General features: G+C 62.6%; 20 protein-coding genes. 13 read left to right on the top strand and 7 right to left on the bottom strand.

Going from position 1 to position 17861, the window contains the following annotated elements; translation table 11 throughout:
* Positions 1 to 6: 6 nt before the first annotated feature.
* Positions 7 to 978, bottom strand: a complete 972-nt coding sequence (locus tag CNX70_RS26755) for an NAD kinase (protein WP_242428251.1) — start codon at positions 976 to 978, stop codon at positions 7 to 9.
* Positions 979 to 1234: 256 nt separating this feature from the next.
* Between CNX70_RS26755 and CNX70_RS26760 the strand changes: the two genes are divergently transcribed.
* The 4 genes from CNX70_RS26760 to gloA all read left to right on the top strand — a co-directional run bounded on the left by CNX70_RS26760 (position 1235) and on the right by gloA (position 3895).
* Positions 1235 to 1501, top strand: coding sequence for a hypothetical protein (locus CNX70_RS26760; protein ID WP_096238034.1), 267 nt, complete (start codon positions 1235 to 1237; stop codon positions 1499 to 1501).
* Positions 1502 to 1540: 39 nt separating this feature from the next.
* A complete protein-coding gene (locus CNX70_RS26765) occupies positions 1541 to 2851 on the top strand; it encodes a PQQ-dependent sugar dehydrogenase (RefSeq protein WP_096238035.1) in 1311 nt (436 codons plus the stop codon).
* Between the two features lie 89 nt (positions 2852 to 2940).
* On the top strand, positions 2941 to 3363 hold the full coding sequence (locus tag CNX70_RS26770; protein WP_096238036.1) for an OsmC family protein: 423 nt from the start codon (positions 2941 to 2943) through the stop codon (positions 3361 to 3363).
* 124 nt (positions 3364 to 3487) lie between these two features.
* Positions 3488 to 3895: a lactoylglutathione lyase gene (gene gloA, locus CNX70_RS26775; RefSeq protein WP_010401713.1), complete on the top strand. Its 408-nt coding sequence runs from the start codon at positions 3488 to 3490 to the stop codon at positions 3893 to 3895.
* 4 nt (positions 3896 to 3899) lie between these two features.
* Here gloA and CNX70_RS26780 read toward each other — a convergent pair whose 3' ends face one another.
* Complete coding sequence (locus tag CNX70_RS26780; RefSeq protein ID WP_096238037.1) at positions 3900 to 4805, bottom strand: LysR substrate-binding domain-containing protein; 906 nt, start codon at positions 4803 to 4805, stop codon at positions 3900 to 3902.
* Between the two features lie 58 nt (positions 4806 to 4863).
* Between CNX70_RS26780 and CNX70_RS26785 the strand changes: the two genes are divergently transcribed.
* Positions 4864 to 5364 carry a DMT family transporter gene (locus CNX70_RS26785; protein ID WP_244198967.1) on the top strand — a complete coding sequence of 167 codons (501 nt, stop codon included), beginning with the start codon at positions 4864 to 4866 and terminating at the stop codon, positions 5362 to 5364.
* A gap of 69 nt (positions 5365 to 5433) precedes the next feature.
* Here CNX70_RS26785 and CNX70_RS26790 read toward each other — a convergent pair whose 3' ends face one another.
* The 4 genes from CNX70_RS26790 to CNX70_RS26805 form a co-directional block, all read right to left on the bottom strand.
* On the bottom strand, positions 5434 to 6774 hold the full coding sequence (locus tag CNX70_RS26790; RefSeq protein WP_096238039.1) for a TolC family outer membrane protein: 1341 nt from the start codon (positions 6772 to 6774) through the stop codon (positions 5434 to 5436).
* A gap of 141 nt (positions 6775 to 6915) precedes the next feature.
* A complete protein-coding gene (locus CNX70_RS26795) occupies positions 6916 to 7239 on the bottom strand; it encodes a rhodanese-like domain-containing protein (protein WP_096238040.1) in 324 nt (107 codons plus the stop codon).
* 13 nt (positions 7240 to 7252) lie between these two features.
* Positions 7253 to 7903, bottom strand: a complete 651-nt coding sequence (locus CNX70_RS26800) for a protein-L-isoaspartate O-methyltransferase family protein (RefSeq protein WP_096238041.1) — start codon at positions 7901 to 7903, stop codon at positions 7253 to 7255.
* A gap of 170 nt (positions 7904 to 8073) precedes the next feature.
* Positions 8074 to 8724, bottom strand: coding sequence for a TetR/AcrR family transcriptional regulator (locus CNX70_RS26805; RefSeq protein WP_096238042.1), 651 nt, complete (start codon positions 8722 to 8724; stop codon positions 8074 to 8076).
* A gap of 310 nt (positions 8725 to 9034) precedes the next feature.
* Here CNX70_RS26805 and CNX70_RS26810 point away from each other — a divergent pair, with 310 nt between their 5' ends.
* Both CNX70_RS26810 and CNX70_RS26815 read left to right on the top strand, forming a co-directional pair.
* On the top strand, positions 9035 to 9904 hold the full coding sequence (locus CNX70_RS26810) for a head GIN domain-containing protein (RefSeq protein WP_096238043.1): 870 nt from the start codon (positions 9035 to 9037) through the stop codon (positions 9902 to 9904).
* Between the two features lie 69 nt (positions 9905 to 9973).
* Entirely contained in the window at positions 9974 to 10255 is a 282-nt protein-coding gene (locus CNX70_RS26815; protein WP_096238044.1) for a YkgJ family cysteine cluster protein, read from the top strand.
* Positions 10256 to 10277: 22 nt separating this feature from the next.
* On the opposite strand, the gene CNX70_RS26820 is transcribed toward CNX70_RS26815, so the two are convergent.
* Positions 10278 to 11261, bottom strand: a complete 984-nt coding sequence (locus CNX70_RS26820) for a DUF5655 domain-containing protein (protein ID WP_096238698.1) — start codon at positions 11259 to 11261, stop codon at positions 10278 to 10280.
* A 231-nt stretch (positions 11262 to 11492) separates the two neighbouring features.
* Here CNX70_RS26820 and CNX70_RS26825 point away from each other — a divergent pair, with 231 nt between their 5' ends.
* The 6 genes from CNX70_RS26825 to CNX70_RS26850 all read left to right on the top strand — a co-directional run bounded on the left by CNX70_RS26825 (position 11493) and on the right by CNX70_RS26850 (position 17784).
* Positions 11493 to 12263: a DeoR/GlpR family DNA-binding transcription regulator gene (locus CNX70_RS26825; RefSeq protein ID WP_071075276.1), complete on the top strand. Its 771-nt coding sequence runs from the start codon at positions 11493 to 11495 to the stop codon at positions 12261 to 12263.
* A 33-nt stretch (positions 12264 to 12296) separates the two neighbouring features.
* Positions 12297 to 13445, top strand: a complete 1149-nt coding sequence (locus CNX70_RS26830) for an MFS transporter (RefSeq protein WP_096238045.1) — start codon at positions 12297 to 12299, stop codon at positions 13443 to 13445.
* A 156-nt stretch (positions 13446 to 13601) separates the two neighbouring features.
* Complete coding sequence (locus CNX70_RS26835; protein ID WP_071075274.1) at positions 13602 to 14447, top strand: undecaprenyl-diphosphate phosphatase; 846 nt, start codon at positions 13602 to 13604, stop codon at positions 14445 to 14447.
* A 6-nt stretch (positions 14448 to 14453) separates the two neighbouring features.
* The gene (gene recQ / locus CNX70_RS26840) at positions 14454 to 16277 is read left to right on the top strand and encodes a DNA helicase RecQ (RefSeq protein WP_096238046.1); all 1824 of its coding nucleotides are present in this window, start codon (positions 14454 to 14456) and stop codon (positions 16275 to 16277) included.
* Entirely contained in the window at positions 16274 to 16759 is a 486-nt protein-coding gene (locus CNX70_RS26845) for a hypothetical protein (RefSeq protein ID WP_157751298.1), read from the top strand. Before recQ ends, CNX70_RS26845 begins: the two co-directional genes overlap by 4 nt.
* A 44-nt stretch (positions 16760 to 16803) precedes the next feature.
* Positions 16804 to 17784, top strand: coding sequence for a LysR family transcriptional regulator (locus tag CNX70_RS26850; RefSeq protein WP_096238048.1), 981 nt, complete (start codon positions 16804 to 16806; stop codon positions 17782 to 17784).
* Positions 17785 to 17861: the final 77 nt, after the last annotated feature.

Genomic DNA, 17861 nt, shown 5'->3' on the forward strand with positions numbered 1-17861 from the left:
AAAAAGTTAGCTGAGCTTGCCCTCGCCCGACGGATACTCATTCCAGTGCAATTTTTCACGCAGGGTGTTGTAGTAACTCCACCCTTCCGGATGCAGGAAGGTAATCGTGTGCGGCGAACGGCGGATGAGGATGCGGTCTTGCTGCACCAGGCTGGCAAAGGTCTGCATGTCGAAATTGACGCTGATATCGCGCCCGCGCACGATTTCCACCACGATCTGGCTGGAGTCGGGCAAGACGATGGGGCGGTTCGACAGCGCATGCGGGGCAATCGGCACGAGCACGATGCCGCCCAGGGTCGGATGCAGCAAGGGGCCGCCGGCCGACAGCGAGTACGCGGTCGAGCCCGTGGGCGTGGAAATGATCAAGCCGTCTGAGCGCTGGTTGTACATGAAGTGGCCGTCGACTTCGACGCGCAATTCGGCCATGCCGGCACCACCGCCGCGCGAGACGACGACATCGTTGACGGCCATGCCCACGTGAATCGACTCGCCGTCGCGCAGCACGCTGCCTTCGAGCAAGGTGCGGCGTTCGGCCTTGAAGCGGCCGCCGAGAATTTGCGCCAGTACGGGCAGCATGCGCTCGAGCGGGATATCCGTCATGAAGCCCAGGCGCCCCTGATTGATACCGATCAAGGGAACATCGAATGGCGCCAGCTGGCGCGCAATGCCCAGCATGGTGCCGTCGCCACCCATGACGATGGCGCAATCGGCGGCGGCGCCGATCTCGGCCGGCGACATGGCGCGCACGCCGGGAAACGCCAGGTTCAGATGCACGGCCGTCTCCGCCTCGAAGACCACCGTGTGGCCCAGCACCTGCAGGAAATCGACGATGCTTTTGACAGGCTCGGCAATGCCATCCGTATTCTGGCGCACGACCAGGGCGATTGTCTTGGCGCCCAGGTTGAAGCGCTCGCCCGGGGCTGGCAAGGTCGCGGCTGGCTGTTCGGCGCGTTGTTCGGCGTGTGTATCGACGGGCATAAGAATCTCGGTAGTGAATTCGGTGGCAAACCGCCCCAGGCTGTCGCGTCGCACGCCGTCATCACATGATACTGTATATATGCACAGTATAGTGTGCCTGTCGTGTGCCTGCAAGGGGCGTTCTTGGTGTTGCACGCAGTGTAGCGCAGAAAAAGAATCGTCCATGCGTGCGCCAGCGCTCCCAGCACGGACAAATCCGCTTGCAGGCGGCCTGGCGCGGCAGGACACTGGTAGCACTTTACTGTCAGGAGGCCATATGGTTAGCCAGCATAGCGAACGCAAGATCAATACCGATGAAAAGGTCCAGAATGACGGCGTCGACCGCCTGCCGCACGAGCGCGATGAATCGCCCGATGCGCAAGACGTGCGCCCGCGCAAAATCATGCAACAGGCGGCCAGCGACCTGGAACGCGGCCTGGTCGACACGGACCGCCACGCCCAGCCCGGCGTGGAAAAGGTCAAGCCGGCCGCGCCGCAGCAAGCCCGCCCCGATGCGCAACTGGAACCAAAGAAGGCGCGCTGAATCGAATCCTCACGCAATGCTATTGTTCCGGAGTACGCCATGCACCGCTACGTCTGTTCATTCCTGCTGGCCGCTGCCTGCAGCACTACGCTCGCCCATGCCCAGGCGCCCGCCATGCCCGTGGGCTTTGGCCCGCAACCCGACCTGCCCGCGCCAGACAAACAATTCATTCCCACCGTCAACGTGGCGCCCGTGCAGCGCTGGACGGCCGCGCAGCGCCCCGTAGTCGCGCCCGGCCTGGCCATCCAGGCGTATGCGCGCGACCTCGACCATCCGCGCTGGTTGTACGTGCTGCCGAATGGCGACGTGCTGGTGGCGGAAACGAATGCCCCGCCCAAGCCCGATGACAGCAAGGGCATCAAGGGTGCCATCATGCAGATGCAAATGAAAAAGGCGGGTGCCGCCACGCCCAGCGCCAACCGCATCACCCTGCTGCGCGGCCTTGACGCGAATGGCGTGGCGCAATCGCGCAGCGTGTTCCTGCAAGGGCTGAACTCGCCATTCGGCATGGCCCTGGTGGGCAACGAGCTGTACATCGCCAACTCGGATGCGCTGCTGCGCTTTCCCTACAAGGAAGGCCAGACGGCCATCACGGCGCCGGGCGTGAAGGTGATGGATTTGCCGGGCGGCTCCATCAATCACCACTGGACCAAGAACGTCGTCGCCAGCGCCGACGGCAAATTTTTATATGTTTCCGTCGGCTCGAACAGCAATGTAGGCGAGAACGGCATGGCGGCCGAAGATGGCCGCGCCGCCATCTGGCAATTCACGCGCGCCACGGGCAAGGCACGCGTGTATGCCACCGGCTTGCGCAATCCGAATGGCATGGCCTGGCAACCCAAAACGGGCACCTTGTGGACAGCCGTCAATGAGCGCGACGAGCTGGGCAACGATCTGGTGCCGGACTACATGACCTCGGTCAAGGACGGCGCCTTCTATGGCTGGCCCTACAGTTATTTCGGCCAGCACGTCGATGCGCGGGTCAAGCCGCCGCGCCCCGAACTGGTGGCCACCGCCATTGCACCCGACTATGCGCTGGGCGCGCACACGGCATCGCTGGGACTGGCATTTTATGACGGCACCTTGCTACCCGAACGCTACCGGGGCGGCGCCTTCATCGGCCAGCACGGCTCATGGAACCGCAAGCCCTTCAGCGGCTACAAAGTCATCCATGTGCCCTTCGCGAATGGCGTGCCCAGCGGCCCGCCACAGGATGTCGTCAGCGGCTTCCTAGACGAGAACGGCAAGGCACAGGGGCGCCCCGTCGGCGTGGCCGTCGACAAGGTGGGCGCGCTGCTGGTGGCGGACGACGTGGGCAATGTCATCTGGCGCGTGATGCCGGCCCGTTGATCCTCCATCTGCCACAGTGTGACGCAACGAACGGAAGCGCAAAGGCAGGGCGCGCATGATGGACCTTCGAACCACGCAAGGAGTACATCATGAAAAAAACAGGATCAGCCGTCTGGAGTGGCGGCCTTAAAGATGGCAAAGGGTTTATTTCGACCGAAAGCGGCGCGCTCGACAATGTGGCATATGGCTTCAACACGCGCTTCGAGGACGGTCCCGGCAGCAATCCGGAAGAACTGATCGGCGCCGCCCATGCCGCCTGCTTCACCATGGCCCTGTCCGGCCAGCTGGGCGAGGCGGGCTTGCGCGCCACGGCCCTGAAAACCACGGCCGATGTCAGCCTGGAAAAAATCGATGGCAGCTATGCCATCACGGCCGTGCACCTGACCCTGGTGGCCAGCATTCCCGGCGCTACCGACGCAGCGTTCCAGGATGCAGCACTGCGCGCCAAGCTAGGCTGCCCCGTGTCCAAATTGCTGGCCACGGAAATCACGCTGGACGCCCGTCTGGAGTAAATCCAGAGGCACCAACGTCACCGTCTGCGGCTGTCCGGCACCAGGGCGGCCGGGGCGGTTTCGGCAAGAAAGCCATAAAACGCATAAAATCCTGTCATTCCCCTATCACCATCAAGGATTTACGATGCGTATTTTGCACACCATGTTACGGGTCGGCGACCTGCAGCGCTCCATCGATTTTTACACCAAGGTCCTGGGCATGAAGTTGCTGCGCACCAGCGACAATCCCGAATACCAGTACACGCTGGCCTTCGTCGGCTATGGCTCGAACCCCGACCACGCGGAACTCGAACTGACGTATAACTATGGCACCACCAGCTACGAGCTGGGCACGGCGTATGGCCACATCGCCATCTCGGCCGACGACATCGTCGCCGCCTGCGACGCGGCACGCGCGAATGGCGGCAACGTCACGCGCGAACCGGGCCCCGTGAAGGGCGGCAACACGGTCATCGCCTTCATCACCGATCCGGATGGCTACAAGATCGAATTGATCGAGCGCAAGTTCGACGGCCAGGGCGGCGGCCTGTAGTTGCTCAGCCTGGCCCGGCTGCCGTTGCAACGGCCGCGCGCAGCCAGGCGATGCCCGCATCACCGTCCGTGCGGCGGTGCCGTATCGCTTCAAACGCAAACGGCGCGATGGCAAACGGCGCAGAATGCTGCGCCAGCCCTTGCGTTGCGCTGCCACGCAAGGCGCGCCGCGCCACCGTCAAAATCATGTCCGTCCCCATCACAACATCCGGTGCGACCGTCCAGTACGGCACGCGCACGGCGATGCGGCGCGTCTGGCCCAGCTGGGCCAGCGATGCGTCGACTTCGGCCGCCATGCCGCCCTCGCCGGATGCCACCAGCACGTGCGGGCGCGCCAGATAGGTGTCCAAACTCAATGTTTCGCCCGGCGCCAGGCTGGCCGGGTCCAGCGCGCACGCGAACGTTTCCTCGAATAGGGTTTCCCTGTGTAACTGCTCGGGCAGTTGCGGGAACACGCCCAGCGCCAGGTCGATCTCGCCATCCTGCACGCCAGCGATCACGGCAGGGCGGCTGGCGTAGCTGATGGCCAGGTCGATGCCGGGCGCTTCCACGCGCAAGCGGCGCAGCAAAGCGGGCAAGAGCAACGCCGCGCCGTAATCCGACATGGCCAGGCGAAACACGCGCTGCGCCGTGGCCGCCTCGAAAACGGCCCCGCCCAGCACGGAACGCACGCTTTGCAGCGCTTCGGCCAGCGGCCGCGCCAATGCCAGTGCGCGCGCCGTCGGCTGGAAGCCGCCCTTGCCGCGCAGCAGCAGTGGATCGTCGAGCAGATGGCGCAGGCGGGCCAGCGCATGGCTGACGGCAGGCTGGCTCATATGCAAGCGTTCGGCCGCGCGCGACAGGTGGCGCTCGCTGAGCAGCGCTTCCAGGATCACCAGCAAGTTCAAATCGACGGCGCGCAGATTATTCATTTGATGCATAGTTGAATGGCAAATTACGAATTGGATTTAATCATCACAGCATAATACGATGACGCCATCAACTCAACTGTGGGAGTCGCACATGTATGGATGGATTACCGTATTTGCCCCGCTGGCCATGCTGGCCGGCGCCGTCGTCCCCTTTCAGGCGGGCGCGAATGCCGCACTGGGCCGCAACCTGGGCCACCCGCTGTGGGCCACCCTCGCCTCGCTGGCCGTCAGCGCCGTACTCGCCTCGCTGGTGATGCTGCTCTGGAGAGTGCCGGCGCCCGATTTCCAGCTCGCCGTGCGCGGACCCGGCTGGTCCTGGCTGGGCGGCGCGGCCGGCGTGTTTTATATTACGGCCGCGCTGATGCTGGCGCCGCGCATGGGGTCCGGCCCCTTCATGGCGGCCGTCATCGGCGGACAAATGCTGGCCGCCCTGGCCATCGACCGCTACGGCTTGCTGGGCTTTGCCGTCAAACATATTTCTCCGCTGCACTGGGCCGGTGCGGGCCTGGTGGTGGCCGGCGTGATCCTCACGCAAGTGGCCAACAGCCGCGCCTTATGACAACACCTCAAGACGAAAAAAAACCAGCGCCGTCACCGGTGCTGGTTTTCATTCAGAGCAAGATGCCGCTTACTTGTCGAGCAAGGCATTGACGGGCATCAAATCCGTTTCCTTCAAGGTGCCGGCCGCGGCCTTCAGGCGCAAGCCGTTCATGATGGTGTCATAGCGCGCCTTCGACAGGTCTTTTTGCGTCGAGAACAATTGTTTCTGCGCATTCAAGACGTCGATATTGATGCGCACGCCCACCTGGTAACCGAGCTGGTTCGATTCCAGCGCCGATTTGCTCGACACTTCCGCCGCTTCCAGCGCCTTGACTTGCGCCAGGCCGCTGTTGACACCGAGGAAAGCCTGGCGCGCGCCCTGCGATGCCGTGCGGCGGGCAGTTTCCAGGTCGTTGCGGGCCTTGTTTTCCAGCGCGATCGATTCGCGCACCTTGCTGGTGACGGCAAAACCGCTAAAGATCGGGATGCTCCACTGCACGCCGATGGCATTATTGTTGTTGCCGTTGCCATTGCCGCCACCCGAGGAATAGGTATGGCCAGCGTTGGCGATCAGGTCCAGCGTCGGGTAGTGGCCGGCGCGGTTGCGGCCGATGTCGCGCTTGGCCGATTCCACATTGAACTGGGCCGTGACGACGCCATAGTTCTGCTCTTCGGCGGATGCCACCCACGGTTCGACGGCAGCCGGTTCCGGCGCGCTGATGACCACGCCCGTGCGCATCGGCGCCAGATTCGTTGGCGCCTCGCCGATGATCGTTTGCAGCGCGCTGCGCTTGTTGGCCAGGTCATTGATGGCGGCAAATTCCTGCGCCACCACCAGGTCGTAGGCCGCTTGCGCTTCGTGCGTGTCGGTGATCGTTTGCGTGCCGACTTCGAAATTGCGCTTGGCCGATGCCAGCTGCTCCGTCGTCGCGACCTTTTGCGCCTGCGTGGCGCCCAGGTTGTCTTGCGCGCTGAGCACGTCGAAATACGCCTGCGCCACGCGCGTGATCAGGTCTTGCTGGACTTGTGCAAATTGCGCTTCGGCAATCGCTTGCGCCAGCTTGCTTTGCTGGTAGGTTTCCCAACGGTCCCAGCGGAACAGCGGCTGTGCCAGGGTCAGGTTATAGCTGTTCGTGCGCACGTTCACGGATGGCGAGGTGATCTTGTTGCCGCCATTGTTCTGGATGATCTGCTCCTGATTGCCGCGCGTATTGCTGCCCGAGGCGGAAATTTGCGGCAGCAAGCCTGCCATCCCCTGCGGAACCCGCTCCATCCCGGCCGACAGAGCCGCGCGCGCGCTGGCGTACTGCGCGTCATTGGCCAGCGCCTGCTGGTACACCTGGATGAGATCGGCCGCCTGCGCTTGCAGCGAGCATGTCATCGAGACAAAGGCGCTGGTCATCAGCACGGCGATAAGGGGTTTCCGCATTGCATTTCTCCGTTGGAGTCGTCAAAAGTTGATGGATTCAAAAATCTGCTACCGCTTGCCTTGCACCCGCCGGATGAGCTGGGTACAGGCCTCCTCAGGCATGCAGGAAAACATGCCTGGGTGCATCTACTACAAAATGACTTAGTATTTAGGCATTGCGCTGTCGACTTGCAGCGCCCAGGCATGCACGCCGCCCGTCAAATTACTGATCTTGCCAAAACCATTGCGCTCCAGGAAGGCCGCCACCTGCATGCTGCGCATGCCGTGATGGCAGATGCAGACGATCTCGGCATCTTCATCGAGGTCATCGATGCGCGCAGGAATCGAGTTCATCTGCATCAGGGCGGCACCGTCGAGGTGGCACAGGTCGAACTCCCACTGTTCCCGTACGTCCAGCAAAAACGGGCGCGGGCGGGAAGGGTCAGCCAGCCAGGCGGCCAGCTGCGGTGCACTCAAATGCTCCATCGAATCGGTCGCCTCAGAACTGGAAATGCGACGGCGCCACCGCTTGCAGCGGCGTGACATTGGTTTCAAACAGCTTGCGCGTGTCGTAAGCCTTGTCCGAGCTGCGCGTGATCAGGTGCGCCGACATGATCGGCGCTTCGCCGATGATGGCCAGGATGCGGCCGCCGACTTTGACTTGTTGCAACAGTGCTTCCGGCAACACGGCCAGGGCGCCGGAGACGACGATCACGTCGTACGGTGCGCCCTTGCTCCAGCCTTGGGCGCCGTCGCCCAGCTCCACGGTCACGTTCGTCACGCCGTTGGCGGCCAGGTTCTGCTCGGCCAAGGTTTTCAATTGGGGAACGATTTCCACGCTCGTCACATGTCGCGCCTTGTGCGCCAGCAAAGCAGCCATATAGCCGCTACCGGTGCCGATCTCCAGTACATTTTCATGCTTTTTGACGGCTACGTCTTGCAAAATGCGCGCTTCCAGCTTCGGCGTCAACATGCATTCGCCGCCGCCCAGTGGAATTTCCGTATCGACGAAGGCCAGGTTTTTATAGGCGGCCGGCACGAAATCTTCACGCTTGACCACGTTCAACAGCTCCAGCACGTCGAGATCCAGTACGTCCCATGGACGGATCTGCTGTTCGATCATATTGAAGCGGGCTTGTTCGATATTCATCTTTGGACTCGGTAAGTGAAGTAATAATCCGCCATTTTATCGTTGAACTGGCTGAAAGCACATGTTAACCATAAAGACGGGGAATGGAGGAAATTTGCGACGATCTGCAGATTTGGGGGGGTGAACCTTGGAAAAGGGGCAACTGAACGGTTGTAGCCAGGCCCGGCGCATCAGCTTTTTCCGGGCGCCTCCACCTGCAGGCTGCGCAAGCTCATGTCGATAAACGCATCCATGTAGGCGAGCGGATCGATATTCTTGACCTCGCATGGCAGGAAGGAATGCGTCCACATCATGAGCATGGTGACGGGCGCGCTGAGGATGGTGCTGACCAGCACGGCATCGACCTGGCGGAATTCGCCACGCTGCATGCCCCGTTCCAGCAGGCTGACGATCAGCGCATTGCCGCGCGTGACGACTTCTTCGTTGTAAAACTGCGCCAGTTCCGGGAAATTGTTCGCTTCGGCCAGCATCAGCTTGGTCAAGCCGGCCAATTTGGTGGCGCCGAACTCTTCCCACCACTGCATCATCACCTTGCGCAACAACTCGGCGCTGCTGCTGTCCGAGGCAGCCATGCTGTCTTCCGCCTCGCCGATCGACTGCACGATATTGTCGCGCACCACGGCCTTGAACAGCTCTTGCTTGTTCTCAAAGTACAGGTACAGGGTGCCTTTCGACACGCCGGCCCGTTTGGCCACATCCTCCAGGCGCGTCGATGCGAAGCCCCGTTCGACAAACAGGTCGAGGGCGGCGGCGAGCAATTCCTGCGGGCGGGCATCCTTGCGCCGCTCCCAGCGGGGCTTGGTATCAATCGGGGCTTGCATGTGTCTTTCCAAGTAACTTACTTTTGAGTCATTAATAGTAGACCTGTCTACCGCCAAGGTCAAGCGCACGACGCCGGGCACACCGAACACGGGTATTGTACGCTCCGTGCCGGCGTGGGCGACACCTCCTCTGGCGCCGGACCTGCGGCGCCGGGTGAAGCAGAATGCGTTTCAGCCCCCGTTTTGCGCAGTTCATCGCATTTGCGCTCAGTAAAGATAGGCGCTTTGCTATCTTGTCATCGACAGCACGGCAGCCGCAGCGCGGCAGCCGGCTTTTTTCTTGTCCTGAAACAATCATAAAGGAAACACCATGCGTACCTTGCTGGCCCTGTGCTGTGCCGTTGCCCTCGGCGGTTGCGCCATCGTCATCAACCCCAACGATGGCGAAGTGCGCTATGCCGACACGGGTGGCAATGCCATCCAGGGGAACGAGCAAGTGAGCCGCGACGTGCGCCAGGTTAGCAATATCAACACGCTCGACATCGACAGCATGAAGCGCATCGATATGAAAATTGACGTGCGCGTCGGCCCGGCAACATCGCTGGTGATCGAGGCGGACAGCAATCTGCAGCCGCGCATTCATAGTGAAGTGAGCGGCAATACCCTGCGCATCTGGAGCGATACGAACATTCGCAGCAGCAATGGCATCCACGTCATCTATACGACGCCGCAATTGAAGAAGATCAACATTTCCGGCTCGGGCCGCCTGGTGGTCAACGGCCTCAATGGCGACGATTTCAGCCTGGAGCAGCGCGGTTCGATGAAAAGCGAACTGTCGGGCACGGTGGGACGCTTCGACGTGGCCAACAATGGCTCGGGCAGCATCAACGCGGCTGCCCTGGCCAGCGGCAATACCGATGCAGTGCAGAACGGTTCGGGCAACATCCAGCTCGGCAGCCTGCGCGGCGAACGCATCAACGTGGCCGTCAACGGCTCGGGCAGCATCAGCGCCAGCGGCGCCGTACAGCGCCTCGACGCCAACGTGAATGGCTCGGGCGACATCAACCTGGCCGCCCTGCGCAGCGACGTCGCCTATCTGGCGAGCAACGGTTCGGGCGACATCGATGTCACCGTCCAGAATGAAGTCAATGCCCGCGCCAGCGGTTCCGGCCGCATCACCGTGCATGGCGATCCGGCCCGCCGCACCCTGTCGGGCAAGCGCGTCAGCATCGTGCGCTAAACGCGCCCTGGCGCGGCACGGGGGCCGGCTTGCTATACTGTCGGCCCCTGTCCCTTTTCATTCACCGCCATGCCGTCCCCCGCCGTTTCCCTGGCATGCCGCCCATCCTGCGGCGCCTGCTGCACCGCACCGTCCATCACCAGCCCGATTCCCGGCATGCCGGATGGAAAACCTGCGGGCGTGCGCTGCGTGCAACTGGCCGACGACAACCGCTGCAAGATCTTTGGCCAGCCGGAGCGGCCCGCCTTTTGCGGCGGCTTGCAACCTTCTGAGGACATGTGCGGCAGCAACCGCGAACATGCCATCCGCTGGCTGGCTGAGCTGGAACAGGCAACGGCACCGCACTGCTGACGCTCGCGCAGGTCGCAGTCCGCTACGGTTTTACGGCACTCTGACCTGCATACGCGGCAAAAATGAATGGCTTTGCCGCATCAAGTTCCGCGATCGTGCTGATACTGATCTCCAGGTTACCCGTCCCCCAATGCCCGATGGCGGTCACGTCGCGCGCTTTTGGCAGGACGTGCAATACGGGGGCCGGGTCGACGTGCAAATACAGCACGAGGCAATTCTTCTTGTGTATTACCACCGTCGCAAAGTTCTTCAACCGTTTGAAAGCCAGATACAAACGCAGCTCTTTACGTTCAACGTCATCCCCCAGCGACATCGTGTAATCCTCCAGCGAGGCCAGCAACTGACGCATGGGCTCCGACAGACCTGCCAGTATTTCCACAAATGCCTTGTCCGGTCCCGTCGACTTGTTCGTGCCCACCTCTGCCAGTCCGGCTGCCATCGTTTCCAACCTAGTTGGCGCCGATGTCTGCCGCTTGGCAGGGTTTTTCTTTGTTGCCGTATCCATGCCAGCGCTTGCGGACTCAAGCAGAAGCAGATCCTCTGCAAATCGGCGGTAGCGGATAAGTTCGATCGTCCGGCCTATCTGCTGGACGGCATGGCTATCAAACTTGGTAAAGTCGGCGGCAATGCAAATCACCCGCGGCGCACTCCAATCGATTGCCTCCGATGCCAGCTTGCCCAGCTTATCGAGGACCAGCAGTTTAAAGTCGGCCTGATGGTCCATCAACCAGTCCAGGTAGTACAAACCTTGATTGATGACATTTTCACCAACCGACCGTTTGTACTCAAGAATGACAGGGCAATTATTCTCATCCAAGCCAAGGGAATCGATGCGGCCAGCATGCGTCTTGCCGGTCGAATACTCGCTCGCCAGGAAACGAATACTCAGCAAAGTTTCGAGGTTTGCCTCGATCAGGGTCTGTAATGGTTTTTCCAGATCCGATGCGCTACCTTGCAGTTCCTGGGCTTGGCCATGGGCCAACTTGAAAAGTTTAATGTCACTCATCCGTCTGTTTCCCTTATTCCTCGGCAAACAAACACCAAGGTGCATCAAGATATCGGCGATGAGCATAAACGTAAATTTATCTTTTTTGCAAATTCATTTGCAACAGGGATGCCGTGGGCAGTCCCTGCCCGCGCCAATCCTGAGGAAGATGCCTACATCAGGTAAACGTTGACGAATTTTGCACGTTTGCGTATATTTATGCGCATTCCTGCACGTTTTAGAAATAGACCCATGTCCGCCACCCTGCTCCTCAAACAACGCCATGCGCTGATCCAGCAACAATTGCACGCCGACGGCCGCGTGCTGGCGCTGGACCTGGCGCGCCAGCTCGATGTCTCTGAAGATACGATACGGCGCGACCTGCGCGAGATGGCGGCGGCCGGCCTGTGCCAGCGCGTGTATGGCGGCGCCCTGCCGCTGGCGCCCGATGGCGGCACCCTGACGCAGCGCAAGCAGGAAGCGCCGGAACGCAAGGCGCGCCTGGCGCAGGCCGCCGTGTCCCTCGTGCGCGCCGGCCAGGTGCTGTTCCTCGATGCGGGATCGACCAACCTGGCCATCGCCAGCGCCTTGCCAGAGTTGGCGCTCACTGTCATCACCAATGCCCCCGCGATTGCCATGGCCCTGATGGAACGCCCGGAAATCGAGCTGATCATGGCTGGCGGCAGGGTCGACCGCCGCGCGGGCGCCAGCCTGGGTCCGCAGGCGCTGCGCACGGTCGAACGCATGCATCCCGACCTGTGTTTCCTGGGTGCCTGCGGCGCCGATGCGGACGCAGGTGTAACGGCCTTTAATTATGACGAGGCCGAATTCAAGCGCAGCATCGCCGGCGCCAGCAAGGCCGTCGTGGTCGCCGTCACCAGCGACAAGTTGGGCACGGCCGCCCCCTTCGGCGTGCTGGCCACGGGCTTACTGCAGCACCTGGTGCTGGAAGCCGATGCCGATGCGGCCCATGTGGCCGCCTTTCAACGGCTGGGCGTGCAAGTGCTGCGCGCCCGCGCCTGATTTTATCCATCCCGACTCTTGAAAAGCTCTCCCATGCATCTCACCGGCACCCTGCAACAACGCGCCACGCGCCTGGTTTTCTTCGCCGCCGGCCTCGGCATGGCCGCCTGGGCACCGCTGGTTCCCTACGCCAAGTCGCGTCTGGGCCTCGATGAGGCCACCCTCGGCATCTTGCTGCTGTGCCTGGGCGCCGGCTCGCTGTGCGCCATGCCGTTTACGGGCATGCTGTCAAGCCGCTTCGGCTGCCGCAAGGTCATCGTCGGCGCCGGCATGGTATTGATCGCCATCCTGCCCGGCCTGGCACTGGCCGCCACGCCGCTGCAACTGGGCCTGGTGCTGCTGGTGTTCGGCGCGGCCATGGGCACCTTCGACGTGGCCATCAACATCCAGGCCGTGATCATCGAAAAAGCCAATGGCGGCGCCATGATGTCGGGCTTTCATGCGCTGTTCAGCGTGGGCGGCTTTGCCGGTGCGGCCTGCATGGCCCTGCTGCTGTGGCTGGGCCTGACACCGGCCTGGTCCTGCGTGGTGGTGATGCTGCTGCTGTGTGGCGTGCTGGGCGCGGCGCAAGGTCATCTGTTGCCGACAGCGTCCGCCTCGGGCGAAAAGACGCCGCTGTTCGTCATGCCGCATGGCGCCGTCATTTTCATCGGCTTGCTGTGCTTTATCGTCTTCCTGGCCGAAGGCGCGATTCTCGACTGGAGCGCCCTGTTCCTCACCACCACGCGCGGCGTGGAAGAAGCCAAGGGTGGCCTCGGCTACGCCGCATTCGCCATCGCCATGACCTTGGGCCGCTTCACCGGTGACAAGGTGGTCAGCCGCTTTGGCGGCAAGCGGGTGCTTACTTTTGGCGGCTTGTGCGCGGCGGCCGGCTTCTTCCTGGCCGTGCTGGCGCCGCACGCCAGCCTGGCCATGGCCGGCTTCGTGCTGATCGGCCTGGGTGCGGCGAACATCGTCCCCATCCTGTTTACAGCGGCCGGCAACCAGCGTGCCATGCCGGCCAGCCTGGCGGTGGCTGCCATCACCACCATCGGCTATGCCGGCATCCTGGCCGGTCCGGCCGTCATCGGTTTTGTCGCCCACGCCACCAGCCTGAATATCGCCTTCGCCATGCTGGGCGCCGCCCTGCTGCTGGTGGCGGCCAGCGCGCGCCTGGTGGCGCCGGCAAAACAGCTTACCTGATCATCCTTCTTGCCTGGCGGACGGCGCTAAAAAAGCACTGCCCGCCAGCGCCCAAATAAGGTCCGCAAGCCTCGGTCGTGGTAAGCTTCGACCCCGCGCACATTGCTGGCGCCACGCGCTCCCCCCATCCTGTCACTTATACCCGTTTATATATCTATGGATCTCATTCTTGCGTTAAAAGCCATCATCATGGGGCTGGTCGAAGGTTTTACCGAATTCTTGCCGATTTCGTCCACGGGACATCTGATCCTGGCCGGCAGCCTGCTCGACTTTACCAAGGATGTCTCGAAAGAAGTCATGGATGTCTTCGAGATCGCCATCCAGGCCGGCGCCATCCTGGCCGTGTGCTGGGAATACCGCCAGCGCATCGGCAGCGTGCTGTCCACCTTCAGCACCGAGGTCAAATCGCGCAAGTTCGTGCTGAACGTGGCTATCGCCTTCCTCCCGCTGGCCGTGATCGGACTGGCGATTGGCAAGATGATCAAGCATGCGCTGTTCAAGCCCGTGCCCGTAGCCATGGCCTTCATCATCGGCGGCATCATCATCTTGCTGGTGGAGCGCCGCGCGCGCACCAACCCCGTCACCGTGCGCGTCAACTCGGTCGATGAAATGACCGCGCTCGACGCCTTGAAAGTGGGCTGCGCGCAGGCGTTTGCACTGATTCCCGGCACCAGCCGTTCCGGCTCGACCATCATCGGCGGCATGCTGCTGGGCCTGTCGCGCAAGACGGCTACCGAATTCTCGTTCTTCCTGGCCATCCCCACGCTGCTGGCGGCCACCGCCTATTCTCTGTACAAAGCGCGCGACATCCTGTCAGCCACCGACGTGCCCCTGTTCGGCTTGGGCACCGTGGCCGCCTTCATCTCCGCCTTCCTGTGCGTGCGCTGGCTGCTGCGTTACATCAGCTCGCACGACTTCACGTTTTTTGCCTGGTACCGCATTGTGTTTGGCTTGCTGGTCCTGGCCAGCGCCCACTACGGCTGGGTTGTTTGGGCAGAATAAGGCACTATGAATCAAGATCTTAACCAGCGCGCGCTGCACCTGCTGCAGACCGTTTTCGGCTATCCGGCCTTCCGCGGCCAGCAAGCCGACATCGTCGACCACGTCAGCCATGGCGGCGATGCGCTGGTGCTGATGCCCACGGGCGGCGGCAAATCTCTGTGCTATCAGATTCCCGCGCTGCTGCGCGATGGCGTGGGCGTCGTCGTCTCGCCGCTGATCGCGCTGATGCAGGACCAGGTCGACGCGCTGGAGGAAGTTGGCGTGCGCGCCGCCTTCCTCAATTCCACGCAAACCTACGAAGAAGCGAACCGCATCGAGCGCCTGGTGCGCACGGGCGGCATCGACGTCGTCTACGTGGCGCCCGAGCGCCTGATGACGCAGCGTTGCCTGGACCTGTTCCAGGCCTCGAAGATCTCCCTGTTCGCCATCGACGAAGCGCATTGCGTGGCCCAGTGGGGCCATGACTTCCGTCCCGAATACATCAAGCTGTCGGTGCTGCACGAGCAGTTCCCGGACGTGCCGCGCATCGCGCTGACCGCCACGGCCGACCCGCAGACGCGCGCCGAAATCGCCATGCGTTTGCAGCTCGATGACGCGCGCCAGTTCGTCTCGTCCTTCGACCGCCCGAACATCCGCTACCAGATCGTGGAAAAGGCGAATGGCCGCAAGCAGCTGCTCGACTTCATCAACACGGAACACACGGGCGACTGCGGCATCGTTTACTGCCTGTCGCGCAAAAAGGTAGAAGAGACGGCGGAATTTTTGAACCAGAGCGGCATCCGCGCCTTGCCGTATCACGCCGGCATGGAGTACGCCAAGCGCAGCGCCAACCAGGCCCGTTTTCTGCGCGAAGAAAACATCGTCATGGTCGCCACCATCGCCTTCGGCATGGGCATCGACAAGCCCGACGTGCGCTTCGTGGCGCACCTAGATCTGCCGAAAAGCATCGAGGGCTATTACCAGGAAACGGGCCGCGCGGGCCGCGACGGCATGGCCGCCAACGCCTGGATGGCGTACGGCTTGCAGGACGTGGTGCTGCAGCGGCGCATGATCGACGAATCGGAAGCGGACGACACCTTCAAGCGCGTGCTGGGCGTGAAACTCGACGCCATGCTGGGCCTGTGCGAAACGCTCAGCTGCCGCCGCATGCGCTTGCTCGAATACTTCGGCGAACCGGCTTCGCCGTGCGGCAATTGCGACACTTGCCTGGTGCCGCCCGTGTCGTTCGACGGCACCGTGCCCGTGCAAAAACTGCTGTCGGCCATCTACCGCGTCGACCAGCGCTTCGCCGGCGGCCACGTGATCGACGTGCTGCGCGGCGTGGAGTCCGAACGCATCAAGACCTGGCACCACGACTCGCTATCCGTCTTCGGCATCGGCTCGGACCTGAGCGAAGCGGAATGGAAAGCTATCCTGCGCCAGGCCATCGCGCTGGGCCTCGTCTCGGTCGACCATGAACAATACAGCTCGCTGAAACTGACGGACGCCTCGCGCCCCGTGCTCAAGGGCGGCCAGAAGGTGCAGCTGCGCCAGTACCAGAAACCGGTGAAAACCAGCAAGCGCAGCACCAGCGTGGCGAAAGGCTATGTCGAGACGGATTTGTCCGCCAGCGAACAGGCGATTTTCGACAAGCTGCGCTGGTGGCGCGTGGAGACGGCGCGCACGCACAATGTGCCGGCCTACGTCATCTTCGTCGACGCCACCCTGCGCGAAATCGCCAAGGCCAAGCCTACCTCGCTGGAACAGATGCGCGGTGTGAGCGGCGTGGGCGAGAAAAAACTGGCCTCGTACGGCGACGACATCGTCGCCATGATCCTGGAGATGATGTGATGGAAGCACTCTCGTCCGACCTGATCTATCAGGCCGTGAAAATCCTTGGCGCCCAGCCCGATGCCGACGACGCGGTGGAGGCGCAAGTACGTGCCCTGGTGCAGGATGACCTCACCGTGCGCCGCCTGGCCGACGTGGTGCCGGAAGCCTTCGGCCTGGTGCTGGCGTCGCACCTTCCCGGCGCCGAAAACATGACCTTGCCCGACACCTTCTGCGCCCAGGACGAGGACGGCGAGTGGGTGGAATTCCCCCTGCGCCGCGAACCGATCTTTGTCGTCGCCCTGGACATCGCCCAGCACACCTTCCACAACGGCCCGCGCGCGCTGATGCAAAACCTGGCCGACCGCAGCTCCCTGCTGTCGGCCATCAACAAGGGCCTGAACGCGGGCGGCTCGCTCGATGGCACGACGCTTGGCCCGCCGTCCTTCTTCGGCCTGCCCGCTGCGCTGTACCAGCCGGCGGCATCGCCCGATACGCCCTGACCACTTTACTTTGCCCCTGCCCTTGATAACGGAATGCTGCCGCGATGGAAACCAAATGGCTGGAAGACTTCATCTCGCTCGCTGAAACGCATAATTTCAGCCGTTCTGCGGCGCTGCGCCACGTCACCCAGCCAGCCTTCTCGCGGCGCATCCAGTCGCTGGAAAACTGGCTCGGCATCGACCTCGTCGACCGCACCTCCTACCCCACGCGCCTGACGCCGGCCGGCGCCGTGTTTTACGAGCAGGCGCTGGAAATGCTGGGGCAGATCAACGGCGTGCGCGCGCTGTTGCGCGGCAAGCGCGCGGCCACGCAGACGAGCGTCGACTTCGCCGTGCCGCATACCCTGTCGCTGACCTTCATGCCGAAGTGGCTGACGGCGCTGGAAGAGGGTTTTGCACCGATCAACAGCCGCCTGATGGCACTGAACGTGCACGACGCCGTGCTGCAGCTGGTCGACGGCGGCTGTGACCTGCTGCTGTGCTACCACCATCCGCGCCAGCCGGTGCAGCTGGACCCGGGCCGCTACGACATGCTGGTGATGGGCCGCGAAACCGTGCGCGCGTATGCGCGCTGCGGCCAGGACAAGGTACCGGACTTCGTCCTGCCCGGCAGCGCCAAGCAGCCGCTGCCCTTCCTCTCCTACACCAGCAATGCCTACCTGGGACGCATGGTGGAACTGCTGGTGGCCGACGCCAAGGCGCCCCTGTTCCTGGAAACCTGCTACGAAACGGACATGGCCGAAGGCCTCAAAATGATGGCGCTGGAAGGGCGCGGCATCGCCTTCCTGCCCGAATCGGCCGTCATGCGCGACGTCAAATACAAGCACCTGGCGCGCGCCGATGGCGGTGCGCCAGGCTGGGAAATCGAGCTGGAAATTCGCTTGTACCGCGAACGCCCGTCAAGCCTGCGTCCCGGCAAGCAGATCGTCGAAAGCCTGTGGCAGTACCTGGTGCAGGCGCAGGAAAGCGCCGCGCGCGGCGGAAAAAAACGCCGGCGCGCAGCCGTCACCGCACTTCCATCCTGACCTCCAAACTATGCAATAAATGCATAACCGGATGCGCACAAAGCATTGGCCGGGGCATGAGGCTATCGCCTACGATG

The organism is Janthinobacterium svalbardense (assembly GCF_002327145.1).
GTDB classification, from domain to species: Bacteria; Pseudomonadota; Gammaproteobacteria; order Burkholderiales; family Burkholderiaceae_D; genus Janthinobacterium; species Janthinobacterium tructae.